The organism is Mediterraneibacter agrestimuris (genome assembly GCF_943193195.1).
Lineage (GTDB): Bacteria > Bacillota > Clostridia > Lachnospirales > Lachnospiraceae > Schaedlerella > Schaedlerella agrestimuris.
Window position 1 is genome coordinate 238,162 of the sequence record NZ_CALPDG010000001.1, and the last position, 17,166, is coordinate 255,327.

The following is a 17,166-nucleotide window of genomic DNA, read 5'->3' on the forward strand; positions in this document are numbered from 1 at the left end:
TTTCCCTCACTTTTATTCTGCTATTCCTGCCTTGCTTTTTTCCAGTCCTTATTTAGTTTCGTAAATACATCTTCAATATTAAAATCAGGCTCAAACATCTGTGCTCCTAATTTCTTATAATCAAATCTTGTTTCAGTAACTAGCTTTTGAAATTCAGCATCTCCGCCATTATAGGTATATACAACTACATTAGACGAATTTCTTTCTGCTGATTCAAATACCGGATCCAATTCTTTATCCACTGTTTCCATCGTACTTGCGCTTGCTAATTTAGAAATATAGTCTGGATACCATGCATCACTAAAATAAAATTCTACAAATTCCTTTGCCAACTCATAATTCTCTGTATTTTTAGTGATTCCCATAAGGAAATCTCCCCGTACTGGTAAATATAGCGAATCATCTTCGGATTCCCTAAATGGAATATAAAATGATTCCAAATTACTCGTATCAATGCCTTCACTCTTGATTGCTGTCAGTCCAATAGGACTATCCATTGCCATAGCAGCGCCTTTTTGCATAAAAATTGAAAATGCCTGATCATATCCCATTCCAAGCGGATCTTTTCCAAATACTCCCGTCTTAAAAAAATCATTTATCTTATGGTATGCTATATTTATATCCGTCCCCTCTTCAAATGGGGTGTCTTGTTTTGCCATATCATTCCAATACTGACCATTTCCTGATATTCCAGAAGGCATATTTTCTATTAATGGATAAATCGGCCACTCATCTTTAGCCCCCAATGCAATTGCCATATAATCTTTATTATCAGCTCCATAATATTCTTGTAATTTTTTTGAGATTTCTACAAACTCATTCCATGTTTGAGGAACATCGACCCCGGCTTCTTCAAATTGATCTCTCCAGAAAAAAACATACTCTTCTTGTCTTTTCTCCGGTATACCTAATACTTCTCCATCTACTGAATATCCATCTGCTAATATATTATTTTTAGCTGCTTCCGTATCACTTAAATCGTAAAGGTATTCTGCAAAGTTTGCTAATGTCACAGTTTCATTAAACATAATATCCGGAAGCTCTCCCGCCGATGCTCTTATTTTCATTGCATTAAAATATTCCGTATCATCCTTCATTTCTTCAATTTCCAAAGATACATTAGGATATAACTCTTGGAATCTGCCCTCAATATCTAATTCTTCATATAGTTTCATAGAATCTGCATCCCAAGTACCAAATGTTAATGTTGCCTTAATATTTGAATCTAATTCTCCTTCATTTTTTGTTTCATTTTTAGTTTCATTGCCCGCACATCCGCTTAAGAATAAAAATACAAGACTAAAAATTCCCAAATATATATTGCTTTTTCTCATCTTAATCACACCTCCTACAAATATTTTAGTGGTTCTATAATAGTTTCTAAATCCAGCATCATCTGTGTTGTCAAATCCCAGTTTAAACAATGTAAATTTTGAATCATCTGCTCTGAATTATTAGCCCCTGCAATAATCGTTGTCACCTCCTCTTTTTGTCGTAACCAGTTCATAGCAATCTCATACAAGGGATGTCCGATTTTATTTGCATATTCATTTAATTCTTGTGTTTTATTAAAATATTTTGAAAATGCTGGTTCTGAGAACTTAGGATTTTCATTCCTAATATCATTTTTAGAAAAGTTGTTTTTATCTTTCCATGTACCACTTAAAAGCCCTTGGAACAAAGGACTATATGGTAAAAATGCCTGCCCCTGTTCCTTTACATATGGCAAAACCTCTTCTTCTGTTTTATATTCCAATGGAATATTGTGATAACTTAAAGTATTACGTTCCAGCATATTATAAAGAGATTGCTGTGAATTAACTTCTATGTACTTTTCATACTTTCTGACATCTCCTTGTGAAAAATTACTTAATCCCACATATCTTATTTTTCCCGCCTTTTTTAACTCCTTTAATGTTTCTGCGGTCTCCTCAATAGGCGTGGTATGATCTGGCCAGTGTAATTGATAAATATCAATATGATCAGTCTGCAAACGAGATAAACTTTGATCAATCTCCCATAATATACTTTTACGGCTAAGATCATTTCGGGTTTTACGGCTTTCATCCCATCTCAAACCGCATTTGCTGGCAATCAAAATATGATTTCTAAACCCATGTTTTTTCATAATATTTCCAAGTACTGTTTCTGAATGGGAAAAACCATATACTGGCGCAATATCGAAAAAATTTATACCATTATCAAGTGCAGTCAGTATAATATCTTCTGTATTTTTGTCATTTGATTCATCCCAATCCCCGCCAAAATTCCAACAGCCTATACCTATAACTGATATTTCTTCCTCTATTTTCTTTACCTTTTTATACAACATATTAATTCTCCTTTGTGGAACCGCTCCCATATTTTGGTAAAAAAAGCATTTCTGCTTTTTTTATTGTTTTTTCTCAGATCCTTTTAAATGTAACTCATAGGGTACAATGATAATCTTTCTCCCCATATTGGGATTCGCAATTCTTTCTAATAAAATCTCTAATGCTGTCTTTCCCATTTTTTTTGTATTTCTAGTAGCACAGCTTAATTCATAACCAAGAATATCTAACATTTCTACATGATCAATACCGATAACACCAATGTCAATTCCTATTCTGATATTACAATCTTTTGCCGCCTTTACAAACCCTATACTTGTTCTGTTATTGCTGGTAAGAATACCATCTGGAATATCCCCAGATTCAAACATCGCCTTGGAGAGTTCATATGATTTATTTACACTAAAATTTCCTTCGTATATATATCTTTTATTTAAAGAAATTTGATGATCCTCAAGCGCCTGTTTAAATCCTTCATATCGTTCTCTTGCAATTTGCAGTGACAAATCTCCTGTTATAATCCCTATCTTCTTATGCCCTGCTTTTATCAAAGCTTCTGTTGCAGCATATGAACTATTATAGTTATCATAGAAAACACCGTCCCATTGTGTATTATTAAAATGACGATCTAATAATACAATAGGAGCATTTACTTTTTTTAGGTTTAAACGCAAGGAACTATTTACATCTTTATCTTGATATTCTTCGGCAGGTGTAATAATAAGACCTTTAACTCTTTGTTGAGAAAGCATTTGTAATACTTTCTGTTCACGTTTCCCATTATTATTTGTGTCACAGCATATCATTGTCAAATCATTTTCATCAAGTTTTTCATTGATTCCTGATAATATCTCGCTAAAAAACTCATTATCAATTTCAGGAATAACAACTCCAATATAATTTGTTTCATTTTTTGACAATCCTCTTGCCAATGATGAGGGAGAATAGTTATTTTCTTTTATTACCTTTTCAACGCGTAATCGAGTTTCTTCATTTACATATCCTGTATTATTGATCACTCTTGAAACAGTTGACTTAGATACGTTTGCTAACTTTGCTATTTCATTGATTGTCATTTTGTACTCCTTAATATGGAACCGGTTCTATATTTATTAATTTAATATTATCATTCATTCTTTATGTTGTCAATATAAAATATATTATTTGTATATTATCATCTATTATTGTGTATTATTTTTGTATATTTTGCACAATATTTTCTTGTATTTTCCAATATATTACATATGGTATCGGTTCCATAAACAAAATATAATTAAAATCACTGTAGAGCGACTCCCGATACACAAAAGAGAGGGTAAGATATTTGATAAAAACAAATTACCTTACTCTCTCTTTTGACTTTGTTACATAGACAACTATACACCTATCAATTTCTAATTACTGATCCATCCCGCATGCGGTTGCTGTTTCAATCAAACCACGGTCATTCATCACTGCATCATAGAAACGAAATCCACCCGAGAAATTATATGTCTCATAACCGTTTCCCTCAAGAATACGAGAAGCAATATAACTTCTTAGTCCGCTTTGGCAGATTACATACACCGGTTTTCCCTTTTCAATCTCATCCAAATGCTCCCGAAGCTCATCTACCGGGATATTTCTAAACCCTTCTATGTGACCTCTGCTGTATTCTCCAACGGTTCTTACATCTAATAAAGTTACACTTCCATCGTGAGGAAGGTTCGCTGCATCTTCTAAATGCCACTGTTTTAGAATACCTTTGGAAATATTCTCAATCATAAAACCTGCCATATTGACCGGATCTTTTGCAGAAGAATATGGGGGCGCATAAGCAAGATCCAAATCTTTCAGTTGTGTTGCTTTAAGCCCCGCATGAATAGCGGTTGCCAACACATCGATCCGTTTATCCACACCCTCATAACCTACTATTTGTGCTCCCAGAAGCCGATATGTTTCTTTTTCAAAGACTACTTTCATAGTCATAACTTTACCGCCCGGATAATACCCCGCATGACTCATTGGAGATAATATAACAGTATCCACATCCAAACCGGCTTTGCATGCATTTGTCTCATTGATTCCGGTAACTGCCGCAGTCATGTCAAATACCTTTATGACAGAACTTCCCTGACTTCCCTGATATCTGCTGTCGCCTCCGCAAATATTATCTGCAATGATACGCCCCTGTTTATTAGCAGGTCCGGCAAGTGAAATTAATGCATCCTGTCCTGTTACATAGTGTTTCACCTGAACTGCATCTCCGGCAGCATAAATATCGGGTACGGATGTTTCCATGTGGTCGTTAACTACAATACTTCCTTTTATCCCCAATTCCAATCCTGCTTCTTTTGCAAGATGTGTATCTGGAGTAACGCCGATAGCCTGAACGACCATATCTGCATGCAAAGACTTTGCATCTTTCAGCAGAACGTCTACACCTCCGTCTTTTTCCTCAAATCCTTCCACCGTATATCCAAGTACCAGAGTTACCCCTTTCTTGCGCATTTCACTATGTATAAAAGAAGCCATATCTGCATCAAAAGGATTCATGAGTTGTTTTGGACGCTGCACAATAGTCACATCCATTCCAAGCTCTTTTAAGTTTTCTGCCAGCTCCAGTCCGATAAAACCACCGCCGGTCAAAACAACAGATTTAGGATGATTCTGAATGATATATTCCTTAATACGGAAGGTATCTTCTACCGTCCGTAAGGTAAAGAGCTTTTCTATTCCTACACCGGGAATCCTCGGCTGGGTAGGCTTTGCGCCGGGAGAAAGGATCAGCTTATCATAAGTTTCTTCAAACTCTTCCCCGCTTTCCAGATTTTTTACAGAAACACTCTTTTTATCCACATGAATAGCCGTTACTTCATGATGAACTTTCATCTGAATGTGAAAGCGTGAGAAAAAGCTCTCTGGTGTCTGAAGCGTCAGCTCTTCCGGATCTGTAATTGTATCACCAATATAATAAGGCAGTCCGCAATTTGCATAGGATATGTATCCCGTGCGCTCAAAAACAATAATCTCTGCCTTTTCATCTAATCTTCGTATACGTGCAGCAGCGGTTGCTCCTCCTGCCACACCTCCTATAATTACAACTTTCATCTTATCGTTCCACCTTTCCCGTATATGCAGAAATACCGCCTATATTAGTTACATTCTCATATCCCATTCTCTTCAGCATACTGACTGCCTGACTGCTTCTGGAACCGGAATAGCAATAGACATATAATGGTATTTCTTTGTCTTTTACCACCAATTCAGCCTTATTAATTGTCTGAAGCGGCACATTTTTGCTTCCGGGAATATGCCCTTCCTTATATTCCTGCGGAGTCCGGACGTCCAGCAGTACCGCACCCGATACTATACTGTATTCTTCTATTCCTTGATTAATATCCTTTTGTTTAAAAATATCAAATAAACCCATATCTGTTATCCTCCTTACACAATAGTAAAACATTATGTTTTCCTTAAATTCGTAAATTCCTCTTTATATGTTTATATCATATCATAATTCCTTTAGTTCTTCTGTGATATTATCACTAAAAATGTCCACTCAACGTTTTTGTCATATGACTGGCAACTCAAAACAGCCCACTGAACTGTTTTTCGCATGATTGGTAACAAAAAATGGAAAATGATTTTGCTATCCGGCAATCTCATCTTCCATCTCTTATGTTCCTTTAGAGAGATTTATCTGTTAAAAATTAATATTTCCCTGTAACCAAATTGTTCCTTTAAATCTTCGTCCGATTTCAGGCTCTCCCAGAACTTGTTTTTTTGGTACACAAATATCAAACTGCAATTCATTTACATCCAGCTTCATCTGATACAGCGTCTCTTTCGTCATTGTATTCTTTCTCTCACGAACTGCTAGTATCTCTCCTAAAATTGAGTACATATCACATTCCACACCATAGGGCATAAAATATGTATCCACAATTGAGAATACATCTTCATTGATCAGCCGTCTCGATATCTTTGAGTAAATATCCATATCATCCAATGTCAATGTTTCAATTGCATTCTGATCTCCATTCCTGGCTGCATTTAGTAATTGCTTTCTGTTCTGTGAATTTTTCAATTCATCTTTCACTTGTTGCTCGCTCTTACTAATCGGAAACAGCACCTTTCCGGATAATGCTAATCCGGAAAGTGTAACTGTTGTATTATATTCTTGTCTTAATCCAAGCTGACGTTCCTTCATATATTCAATTCCATTTTGCACATGGAAAATCAATGTAATTCCAACTCTCGCATCTTCGCAAATACCTATATATTCTTCTTTTGCGATCCGGCGTTCTATCATTACATCCTCATAAGTCGTAATTCCGCTTCCCTCAAAGTAAGGAAAATATGAATCTACCTCAAAACATTCCTGCTCGTTTATTTCGCCGCACAGAGTAATTCCGATTCCCTGCCCATATTCTTTCTGTAACTCGCAATAATCTGCTTCCTCATTATAAGAAACAATCGTCTGGCGGGTACACTCAGCCTCGGTTTTTTTAAGAAGCTGTGCCAGTTCGTTTTTTGTCTGGATATTACTGAATCCAATTGCTTTTAAATACTGATGCATAAATACTCCAATTATTCAAATTCAAATATAACATTCTGCCTTTGTGGCGGAACTGTTGAGGAATCCGCCCTGTATAGTTTATTTCTAGAAAAGGGCACGTTCTCTATAATATTTTTACTTCTTTGGAACAATCACTGTATTTCCACCCATATATGGCTGCAGCGCATCTGGAATCTTTACAGATCCGTCCTCCTGCAGATTATTTTCCAAAAATGCAATGAGCATTCTCGGAGGTGCAACTACTGTATTATTTAATGTATGCGCAAAATACTTGCTGCTTTCCCCTTTGACACGGATTCCCAACCTTCTTGCCTGTGCGTCTCCTAAGTTGGAACAGCTTCCTACTTCAAAATACTTTTTCTGTCTTGGTGACCATGCCTCAACATCGACAGATTTCACTTTCAAATCTGCAAGATCTCCAGAGCAGCACTCCAGTGTACGGACCGGAACATCCAGAGAACGGAACAAATCAACTGTATTCTGCCATAGTTTATCATACCATTCCATACTTTCTTCTGGTTTACAGACAACAATCATTTCCTGCTTTTCAAACTGATGGATACGGTACACACCTCTCTCCTCGATACCGTGAGCGCCTTTTTCTTTACGGAAACACGGAGAATAACTTGTCAGTGTTTGTGGAAGCTGATCTTCTGTAAGCTGCGTATCAATAAATTTACCAATCATAGAATGCTCACTGGTACCGATCAGATATAAATCTTCTCCTTCAATCTTATACATCATTGCATCCATTTCAGCAAAACTCATAACTCCTGTTACAACATTGCTTCTGATCATAAACGGCGGTACACAGTATGTGAACCCACGGTTAATCATAAAATCTCTTGCATAAGATATAACTGCAGAATGAAGTCTCGCAATATCTCCCATCAAATAATAAAAGCCATTCCCGGCAACTTTCCTTGCACTGTCCAAATCAATTCCATTAAATCTTTCCATAACCTCTGTGTGATATGGAATCTCAAATTCCGGAACAACCGGCTCTCCATAACGCTCTACTTCCACATTTTCACTGTCATCTTTACCTATAGGGACAGACGGGTCAATGATATTCGGAATCGTCATCATAATTTTTTTCAGATTTTCTTCTACTTCTTTTTCTTCTACAGAAAGTTTTTCCATGCGGTCTGCACTTTCTGCTACCTGTTTTTTTAAAGTCTCTGCTTCTTCTTTCTTTCCCTGTGCCATCATCGCGCCTATCTGTTTGGATGCTTTATTCTTCTCAGCACGAAGCGCCTCTACTTCCTGTTTAATTTCACGGTTTCTTATATCAAGTTCCAATGCTTTGTCAACCAATGGAAGTTTCTCATCCTGAAACTTATTTTTAATATTTTGTTTTACTACCTCCGGGTTACTTCTCACAAATTTAATGTCTAACATCTCATTTCCTCCTTCATTTCTTTTTTATCTATATATCGTTATATCTAAATAAATTCTTTGAAATCTAGTTCGATTTCAATTCCAGTTCTATATCTTTAATATCATATGCTTCTTGAAAAATAGCTCTCTCTAAGCATTCTTTTTCCTCCGAAGATAGTTCTATATAACTTTCCCCTTTGACAATTTCCTTGACATAGGTATAAGTCCTCTCTCCGCAATGTAAAGAATTTAATATCCAGCCATTGTCTTCCTCATTTAAAAACGCAAGTACAAAACTTAAATTATTATTCATATTTTGTAATGCATTATATCTTACAATAGCTTTTTTTTGATAGGCTTTTCTTTGCTGCTTATAAAGATCTTTAATTTTTCCTTCCGAAGTCTCTAATCTCTTTGCTAATTCATTCAATTCATGAATCCTGTTTTGAAAACTTTCTTCCAGAGTTTTCCCGTCTTTTCCTTTCATAAACGATGAATAGCTTCGCTTCAACCGATTATATTTCATATTTACACTAATAAGCATGAAAAACAATACAATTTGTATAAAAACCAACGCAATAATCACATACTCTATATTGATCCCAAGCCTGTTCAATATTCCGTCTGTCACTTTTATACCTCCTTATTCAATTTTCTCCCCTTTTAATTTTACTGTAATAGTTCAGCCTTCTCAATCCATATTACAGAATCCACCCACCGAAGGCATGAATTATGGGATGCCCAGATGGGTTACTAAACTGTCACATATTACTTCAAATACCCTTATTTGTGAATTGACATTATCATATCATAAATCCTTTCTAGTTCATCCTCTGAATAATATTCTATCTCAATTTTGCCTTTTCCATTAGCCTTTGTATGGATATTTACCTTTGTCCCCATGATATGTTTCATCTTTTCGATAATATCATCGTAAACGAATATATGTTCGTTCTTTTCTGTTTTCTTTTCTTTTTTTGGCGTCTTTAATGATTTTACAAGTTTTTCAGTGTCACGTACACTCAATTTTTCATCAAAAATCTTACTTGCTATAATAAACTGCTGTTCCTCGTCATCAATTGCAAGAAGTGCTCTTGCATGCCCTGTAGAAATCATATCATCAATAACCATCTGTTGTACACGTCTGCTTAATTTTAAAAGACGCATGGAATTTGTTACTGCGGTTCTGCTTTTAGAAACTCTTTCAGCAACTTCATCCTGTTTTAGATTAAATTCTTCTAGAAGCCTTTTAAATGCCATTGCCTCTTCAATTGGATTCAAATTCTCTCTCTGAATATTTTCAATCAAAGAAATCTCTACAATTTCCTGTGCTGTATAATCTTTAATCAATACCGGGACTTCTTTGATACCTGCCAATTTAGCTGCGCGCCATCTTCTTTCTCCGGCAATAATTTCATAATATCCATCCCTTTTTTGTACGAGAAGAGGCTGAAGGATACCGAACTGTTTAATAGAATCTGCAAGTTCCAGAAGTCCATCTTCATCAAATTCTTTTCTTGGCTGATCCCTGTTCGGTTCAACATCATTAATTTTTAAATAAATCTCTCCTATCTTCTCCTCTTGTTTTAAATCAGATTCATCCTTTATTTCCGCTTTTTCTATATCTGTCGATTCCTTAATTACGGGTTTTATTGCTTTACTTGTTTTATCGGGAATCAGACTATCCAGTCCTTTTCCGAGACCATTTCTTTTCACCGCCATTACTCTTTTTCCTCTCCTTTATGGATTACTTCCTCAGCAAGCATCATATAACTTTCTGCACCAGAGGACTTCGGATCATACATACTAATTGGCATTCCATAACTTGGTGCTTCTGCAAGACGAATATTTCTCGGTATAATCGTTTTGTAAATTTCTTGTTCCAGATTTTCTTTTACATTTTCAACAACCTGCAAAGACAAATTTGTTCTTGCATCATACATTGTAAATACAACACCTTCGATATACAGCTTTGAATTCAATCGTTCCTGTACCAAATTAATTGTATGTATTAATTGACTCAATCCCTCAAGTGCATAATACTCACACTGTATCGGCACTAAAATTGAATTAGCTGTAGTCATTGCATTAATTGTGAGCATACTCAACGCTGGAGGACAGTCAATAATTATAAAATCATACTTGTTCTTTACCTTTTCCATTGCATTTTTTATTATATATTCCTTATCATCCACTCCAATCAGTTCAATCTCCGCAGCTGATAAATTAATATTTGAAGGGAGTACGTCCAAATTTTCAATTACATCTTTACAAATGCACTCTTCTATACCACATTCCCCTATAATTAAGTTATAAACACTATTCTCAATCTCATCTTTATCTACACCAAGTCCACTAGTCATATTTCCTTGTGGATCCAAATCTAAAGATAAGACTTTCTTTCCTAAACTAGCAAGACATGCTGATAGATTAATGGCTGTAGTTGTTTTTCCCACACCACCCTTTTGATTGGCAATTGCTATGATTCTTCCCATTATTCACACTCCTCTTCTTTTGACAACATCACTATATCACAAACACACTATTTCAAAAATAACACTACATTATACTTTTTCAAAATAATACTGTTGTTTTATTATATCACTATTATTCTTTATAATCTATAGCAAATGTTTCACGTGAAACATTTTTTTAGTATTTTATTATTTATTTTAAAATTGTATTTGAAATATTATTTTTTCATACATAATGAAAGATTTGATTTTTCATTATATTGAGATATGTTTTCTTTTTTATAAATTAAATTACTATATATAAAAAGTATTTGGATATTTAATTTCATAAGCACCAACTAAACTAAATAAAAATATAGACAAAAAAATGTTTCACGTGAAACATTTATACATGCCATAATATTACAGTTTATTTTTCGGGATTAAAGTTAAGTATTAACATGTATGACATACATACTATCTTTCCTAAAAAACATCATAACATATAATTAATTATTTCAATAATATATATGCACTTCAAATAGGTCAATTTATTATTTATTGCAATTATTATTTTATCATTATGAATGTTACTGTTCACACCCTACGGGTGCTCCAGTAACAGTATCCAGCCCATTTTAAGTCGCCTTCGGCGAGGGGCTGGATATATCTCTGTCATCACTTTATTGGTCGGACACCTTGCAGCGTAGTGCTAGATGACGTGTGAACAGTAACTTATGAATACAATAATTTTTCAGAATATTTTTAGCAAAAAAAGGGATTATATTTTCTTTCATATCTTTTGCTATTCATAAGAGATGAATAATTAAAAGTTCATTTTAATTACATTTTACTACAATATTTAATATTTAGATATCAGATGATATTATATTATCTTAATAATGTTTCACGTGAAACATTATATAATCTATGAGCATATGTTTTCTTAATATTTATTTCTCAATATAGTTACTGATTACCCCTGTGACTGTGCAGCGTGGTATACGGTCACAGATCAATAGAGTGTTACAGTTCACGGTCGGTTAGGTCGTGAACTGTAACATTTTAGTATATGTTTTCAAATATTTTTTAATTTATTTGTTTTATATAAATTCGGTATGTAGTATAATAAATATAGATTTCTAAAAATAAAATTTTGTTTCATTAAAAAATTCAAAAAACTATTAATTTCAATAGGAGATTTTAAAATGAATATTAGAAAAACAGTCAAAAACTTAGTTTGTTATGGTACAACTACTATAGGTATTATGCACTTCATAAATCAAGTAATTTATCATAAATCCAAAAAAACTAAATTATTATCTAAAAAAAATGAACAATACTATGACAGCCATCTTGGCAGTATCTTTTATACTGTTCACGGAAGCGGTTCTCCGCTTCTCCTTATTCATGATCTGGATGTGAGCAGCTCATCCCATGAATGGAATAATGTAATTAGTGAATTAAGTAAAAAGCATACCATATACGCCATAGATTTACTCGGATGTGGAAGTTCAGATAAATCAAACATGATTTATACAAATTATCTTTATGTACAGTCCATAACAGACTTTATAAAAAATGTTATAAAGAATAAAACTGATATTATTGCAAGCGGACATTCTTCTGCATTTACAGTTATGTCATGTTCACATAGCAGTTCGTTAATTGGAAAAATAATTTTATTAAATCCAGAAAGTATTATATCAAACAAAAAAGTATGTCAAATATATACAAAAATAGTCAAATATATTTTTATGAGTCCTGTAATCGGAAGATTCATTTATAATATGCATACTAACAAAGATAAGATAGAAAAAAATTTTTACCAAAAATACTATTACGATTTAGAAAAAGTATCTGCTAATATGATTATGTATTATTATGAATCTTCTCAAAAAAATAATACAAATGGAAAATATTTATATCAAAGTATACTCTGTGGATTTATGAACTACAATATTTCAAGTAATTTGCATAAGATAGAAAATAAAATTTCTATTATAATTGGAGATTCTGATTCAAATAATCTTGCGAATGCAATACAGTATCAGAATCATCTTCCTAACACAGAAATCAGAAAAATAAAAAATACAAAATATCTTCCACAACTCGAATCACCAGACGAATTTGTAACTGTAGTAGAAGATTTATTATAGTTAATATCTTTATCATAATAAAGATATTAGTATCCTGGCACATTCATTGTATAATAAATAAGAAAACAGATGCTATTTCAAAACCTATAAAGGTTATAACATAGCACCTGTTTTCTTATATTACAATATTCCTGTTATATATATTCAGATTTTCTAACTTAACGGTTCTTTCCCCGGTACTCCGGCTTTTCTCGGATATTTTTTCTTCGTTTGTTCTATCTTCCTTATTTTTACAAATGACCTTCCAATCTCAGTTCCCGGAAGCTGAAATTTAATAATATCATCTATTTTTCCGCCGAGAATCTTAACAGCCTTCTCTGACCGTTTTACCTCATCATCTACGTCTCCGCTTTTATAAGAAATAAATATACCCCCTGTCCGTATGTATGGTATACAATATTCACTAAGTGACGAAAGATTTGCAACTGCACGTGACACACAGATATCAAACTGTTCACGATATTCTGTTTTCTTTGCATAGTCCTCAGCTCTTCCATGAAGTGTTTCTATATCTTCCAATCCCAGTTTTTCAATTACTGCATCTAAAAATTTAATTCTCTTCTGCAGTGAATCCAACAATACCACATGCAAATGAGGATAAAGAATTTTTAATGGAATTCCCGGAAAACCAGCGCCTGTTCCAATATCAATCAAAGACTGGATTTTCTTCATATCAACTGCTTTTTTTACGGACAAACTATCTACAAAATGCTTTTCATTAACTTCGTCGTACTCCGTAATGCCTGTCAGATTCATTACCTTATTCCACTCTACCAACATTTCATAATATCTGCAAAACTGCTCTTTCTGTTTATCTGTCAACTGAATATCCAAATCCGCAAGCTGCTGTTCAAATTTATCTGCCATATTTTTCTCCAAATTCTTTCACAGAAATTCAAGAATAAAAATGTGCTTTCCACACATCAGATTCTTATTTTATTTATTTCCAAGATATACTAATAATACCGATACATCTGCAGGGGATACTCCAGAAATTCGTGATGCCTGTCCTATAGATGAAGGACGTATCTGCGACAATTTCTGTTTTGCCTCGATCCGAAGACTAGGAATCGTTTCATAGTCAATATCTTCCGGTATCTTCTTGCTTTCCAGTTTCTTAAACTGTTCTACCTGACGTAACTGGCGTTTGATATAGCCATCATATTTGATAGATATATCAACCTGTTCTATCACATCCTCTGGAAGTTCTATACGGTTTTTATCAATTGTTTCCAGACATGTATAAGATAACTCCGGTCTGCGGATCAATTCCGCCAATGTAGTTCCTGATACCAATGGTGTACTTTGATGTGTTTCCAACAGTCTCTGAACTTCTTCTGAAGTACCTACATGCGTATGCTCCAATCGTTCTACTTCTTCCCTTATTTGTTCTTCTTTCATCAAAAGGCTGTCATATCTTACCTGTGAAATAAGTCCGACTTCATATCCGATCCTGGTTAATCGCTGATCTGCATTATCCTGACGCAACAGCAGTCTGTATTCTGCTCTGGAGGTCATCATACGATATGGTTCATGGCTTTCCTTTGTTACCAGATCATCAATCAAAACTCCTATATACCCCTCAGAACGGTCAATAATAATTCCTTCTTTTCCCTGAAGTTTTCTTGCAGCATTGATTCCTGCAACCAATCCTTGTGCCGCTGCTTCTTCATATCCAGAACTTCCATTAAACTGACCGCCGCTGAATAATCCATCAATTTTCTTAAATTCTAACGTATTTTTCAACTGTCTTGCATCAATACAGTCATATTCAATTGCATAAGCATTTCGCACAATTTTTACATTTTCCAATCCCGGAACACTGCGGTACATGGCATACTGTACATCCTCAGGAAGAGAACTTGACATACCTCCCACATACATTTCCGTGGTGTCAATCCCCTCAGGCTCGATAAATACCTGATGCCGTTTCTTATCTGCAAACTTTACAACCTTATCTTCAATAGACGGACAATATCTTGGTCCTGTTCCTTCAATCATACCTGAATATAATGGTGAACGATCCAGATTTGCCCTGATAATCTCATGTGTAGTTTCATTAGTATATGTCAGCCAGCAAGAAACCTGATCAATCTGTACACTTTCTGGATCTGTTATAAAAGAAAACGGTACAACTCGCTCGTCTCCTTTCTGCTCCTCCATCTTAGAAAAATCAACAGAATTTTTATCAATTCTTGCCGGAGTCCCTGTCTTAAAACGGTACATTTCGATTCCAAGTTCTTTCAGACTATCTGTCAAATAATTTGCCGCCTGAAGTCCGTTCGGTCCCGTCTGCATACTCACATCTCCATAAATACATCTTGCTCTGAGATATGTTCCAGTACAAAGAACTACCGTTTTACAGTGGTAAATAGCACCTGAATAAGTTTGCACCCCTATAATTCTCCGCACACCGTTTTCGTCTGCATCATCCGCAAGAATATCTGTCACTTCCATTTGACGAATATCTAGATTTTCCTGATTCTGCAGTACCTGTCTCATCATCTTACTGTAATTTGCTTTATCTGCCTGCGCTCGCAGCGAATGAACCGCCGGTCCCTTAGATTGATTTAACATTTTTGACTGAATAAATGTCTGGTCAATAACTTTTCCCATCTCACCGCCGAGAGCATCCACTTCCCTCACTAAATGTCCCTTTGAACTTCCGCCGATATTCGGATTACACGGCATAAGCGCAATACTGTCAACGCTCACTGTAAATATAACCGTCCTAAACCCAAGTCTTGCCGCCGCAAGCGCCGCTTCACATCCTGCATGTCCGGCGCCGACCACAGCAATATCATAACTGTCTCTATTTTCCCATACAGAATTTGCTGAATATTTCATTTACCAAATCTTCTCCTATTGTCTCACCTGTAATACTTCCAAGAGCTTCATATGCGTCTATCAGATCTATAGAATAGAAATCTTCCGGCATCTGGGCGTTAATACTTTCCAAAACCCTTTCAAGAGAATGATACGCTTCCTGTAGAGCCATTTTCTGACGCATATTAGTAATATATACTTCATTATTAAAAGAAATGTTTCCGCCTAAAAACATACTTATCAGTACATTTTCAAAATCTTGAATTCCTCGTTCCTCCTTTGCCGAAATCTCAATTATCGGAAAACTTTCCTGCCCATTCTGAACCATCCCATAACTTTCTCTGATATAAGAATCAAGAAATTCTTTGTCCAAAACCGTATGAAGATCAGATTTATTTAACAAAATAATTGTTTTCTTGTCCTGAATCAGCTCGATAATCTTTTTATCATTATCATCCAGTTTTCTGGATGCATCTGCTACATAGATAATCAAATCTGCATCATCCGCATATTCCTTCGCTTTATCTACACCGATTTTTTCAATTACATCATCTGTATCACGGATTCCCGCAGTATCAATAATATTCAAATTTAAACCATGAATCTGCACCTGCTCTTCCAATACATCCCTTGTCGTTCCTTCAATATCCGTTACAATCGCACGCTCATGTCCTGACAAAACATTTAACAGGGAAGACTTTCCCGCATTTGGTTTACCAAGAATAACAGTCTGAATCCCCTCTTTGATAATTCTTCCATTCTCAGATGATTCAATCAATTCATGCAGCTGGCTGGATAATTCTTCAACTATAACACTTAATTTTTCTCCATATCTGTCTACACTGATATGTTCTGGATCATCCAACGCAGTCTCAATAAATGCTGTGTGATACAAAATTTCTTCTCTTATTTTGCTTATCTTCTCTTTGACACTCCCCTTTAACTGACTAATAGAACTCTTCAAGGCATATTCATTCTGAGAGTGGATCACATCAATCACTGCTTCCGCCTGCGACAGATCCATCTTTCCATTCAAAAAAGCTCTCTTTGTAAATTCTCCCGGCTCTGCCAGTCTTGCCCCATACCTGACCACTGTCTCCAAAATTTTCTTTACAACAAAAACTCCTCCATGACAGTTAATTTCCACTGTGTCCTCTCCCGTAAATGTTCTTGGAGCACGCATAACCGTAACGAGAACCTCATCAATCGTCTCGTCCCCATCCTTAATAAAGCCATAATGAATGGTATGACTGGACACATGAAATAGTTTTTCTTTTCCACTATATATTTGATCAATAATCTGAAGTGCTTCCGCACCGCTTATTCGTACAATTCCAATACCAGAATTACTCATCCCCGTAGAAATTGCTGCAATTGTATCATCCTTATACATAAATTACCTCTTAAAATCTCTTACTTTTCAAACATTGAATTACCTGGTATAATCTGTCACCTTT

At 35.0% G+C, this 17,166-nt stretch carries 14 protein-coding genes; 1 reads left to right on the top strand and 13 read right to left on the bottom strand.

Going from position 1 to position 17,166, the window contains the following annotated elements:
- Positions 1-20: 20 nt before the first annotated feature.
- From NFS18_RS01125 to NFS18_RS01170, 10 genes are all read right to left on the bottom strand, one after another.
- A complete protein-coding gene (locus tag NFS18_RS01125; protein WP_251386797.1) occupies positions 21-1,334 on the bottom strand; it encodes an ABC transporter substrate-binding protein in 1,314 nt (437 codons plus the stop codon).
- Positions 1,335-1,348: 14 nt separating this feature from the next.
- Positions 1,349-2,332 carry an aldo/keto reductase gene (locus tag NFS18_RS01130; protein WP_251386799.1) on the bottom strand — a complete coding sequence of 328 codons (984 nt, stop codon included), beginning with the start codon at positions 2,330-2,332 and terminating at the stop codon, positions 1,349-1,351.
- Positions 2,333-2,392: 60 nt separating this feature from the next.
- Positions 2,393-3,406: a LacI family DNA-binding transcriptional regulator gene (locus NFS18_RS01135; RefSeq protein WP_251386803.1), complete on the bottom strand. Its 1,014-nt coding sequence runs from the start codon at positions 3,404-3,406 to the stop codon at positions 2,393-2,395.
- 322 nt (positions 3,407-3,728) lie between these two features.
- Positions 3,729-5,420, bottom strand: coding sequence for an FAD-dependent oxidoreductase (locus NFS18_RS01140; RefSeq protein ID WP_251386804.1), 1,692 nt, complete (start codon positions 5,418-5,420; stop codon positions 3,729-3,731).
- Between the two features lies 1 nt (position 5,421).
- Positions 5,422-5,742 carry a rhodanese-like domain-containing protein gene (locus NFS18_RS01145; RefSeq protein ID WP_251386805.1) on the bottom strand — a complete coding sequence of 107 codons (321 nt, stop codon included), beginning with the start codon at positions 5,740-5,742 and terminating at the stop codon, positions 5,422-5,424.
- 273 nt (positions 5,743-6,015) lie between these two features.
- Positions 6,016-6,891 (bottom strand): DUF3881 family protein, encoded by an 876-nt coding sequence (locus tag NFS18_RS01150; protein WP_251386807.1) that lies wholly within the window; start codon positions 6,889-6,891, stop codon positions 6,016-6,018.
- Between the two features lie 114 nt (positions 6,892-7,005).
- Complete coding sequence (serS, locus tag NFS18_RS01155; RefSeq protein ID WP_251386809.1) at positions 7,006-8,292, bottom strand: serine--tRNA ligase; 1,287 nt, start codon at positions 8,290-8,292, stop codon at positions 7,006-7,008.
- Positions 8,293-8,356: 64 nt separating this feature from the next.
- Positions 8,357-8,902, bottom strand: coding sequence for a DUF4446 family protein (locus NFS18_RS01160; RefSeq protein WP_251386810.1), 546 nt, complete (start codon positions 8,900-8,902; stop codon positions 8,357-8,359).
- Between the two features lie 152 nt (positions 8,903-9,054).
- Positions 9,055-9,993, bottom strand: a complete 939-nt coding sequence (locus tag NFS18_RS01165) for a ParB/RepB/Spo0J family partition protein (protein WP_251386811.1) — start codon at positions 9,991-9,993, stop codon at positions 9,055-9,057.
- On the bottom strand, positions 9,993-10,766 hold the full coding sequence (locus NFS18_RS01170; RefSeq protein WP_251386813.1) for a ParA family protein: 774 nt from the start codon (positions 10,764-10,766) through the stop codon (positions 9,993-9,995). The genes NFS18_RS01165 and NFS18_RS01170 overlap by 1 nt, the downstream gene beginning before the upstream one ends.
- A 1,166-nt stretch (positions 10,767-11,932) precedes the next feature.
- Here NFS18_RS01170 and NFS18_RS01175 point away from each other — a divergent pair.
- Entirely contained in the window at positions 11,933-12,883 is a 951-nt protein-coding gene (locus tag NFS18_RS01175; RefSeq protein ID WP_251386815.1) for an alpha/beta fold hydrolase, read from the top strand.
- A gap of 153 nt (positions 12,884-13,036) precedes the next feature.
- Here NFS18_RS01175 and rsmG read toward each other — a convergent pair whose 3' ends face one another.
- From rsmG to mnmE, 3 genes are all read right to left on the bottom strand, one after another.
- Positions 13,037-13,750 carry a 16S rRNA (guanine(527)-N(7))-methyltransferase RsmG gene (gene rsmG / locus NFS18_RS01180; protein ID WP_251386817.1) on the bottom strand — a complete coding sequence of 238 codons (714 nt, stop codon included), beginning with the start codon at positions 13,748-13,750 and terminating at the stop codon, positions 13,037-13,039.
- A gap of 69 nt (positions 13,751-13,819) precedes the next feature.
- Positions 13,820-15,730 (bottom strand): tRNA uridine-5-carboxymethylaminomethyl(34) synthesis enzyme MnmG, encoded by a 1,911-nt coding sequence (gene mnmG, locus NFS18_RS01185; protein WP_251386818.1) that lies wholly within the window; start codon positions 15,728-15,730, stop codon positions 13,820-13,822.
- Positions 15,696-17,102 carry a tRNA uridine-5-carboxymethylaminomethyl(34) synthesis GTPase MnmE gene (mnmE, locus tag NFS18_RS01190; protein ID WP_251386819.1) on the bottom strand — a complete coding sequence of 469 codons (1,407 nt, stop codon included), beginning with the start codon at positions 17,100-17,102 and terminating at the stop codon, positions 15,696-15,698. Before mnmE ends, mnmG begins: the two co-directional genes overlap by 35 nt.
- Positions 17,103-17,166: the final 64 nt, after the last annotated feature.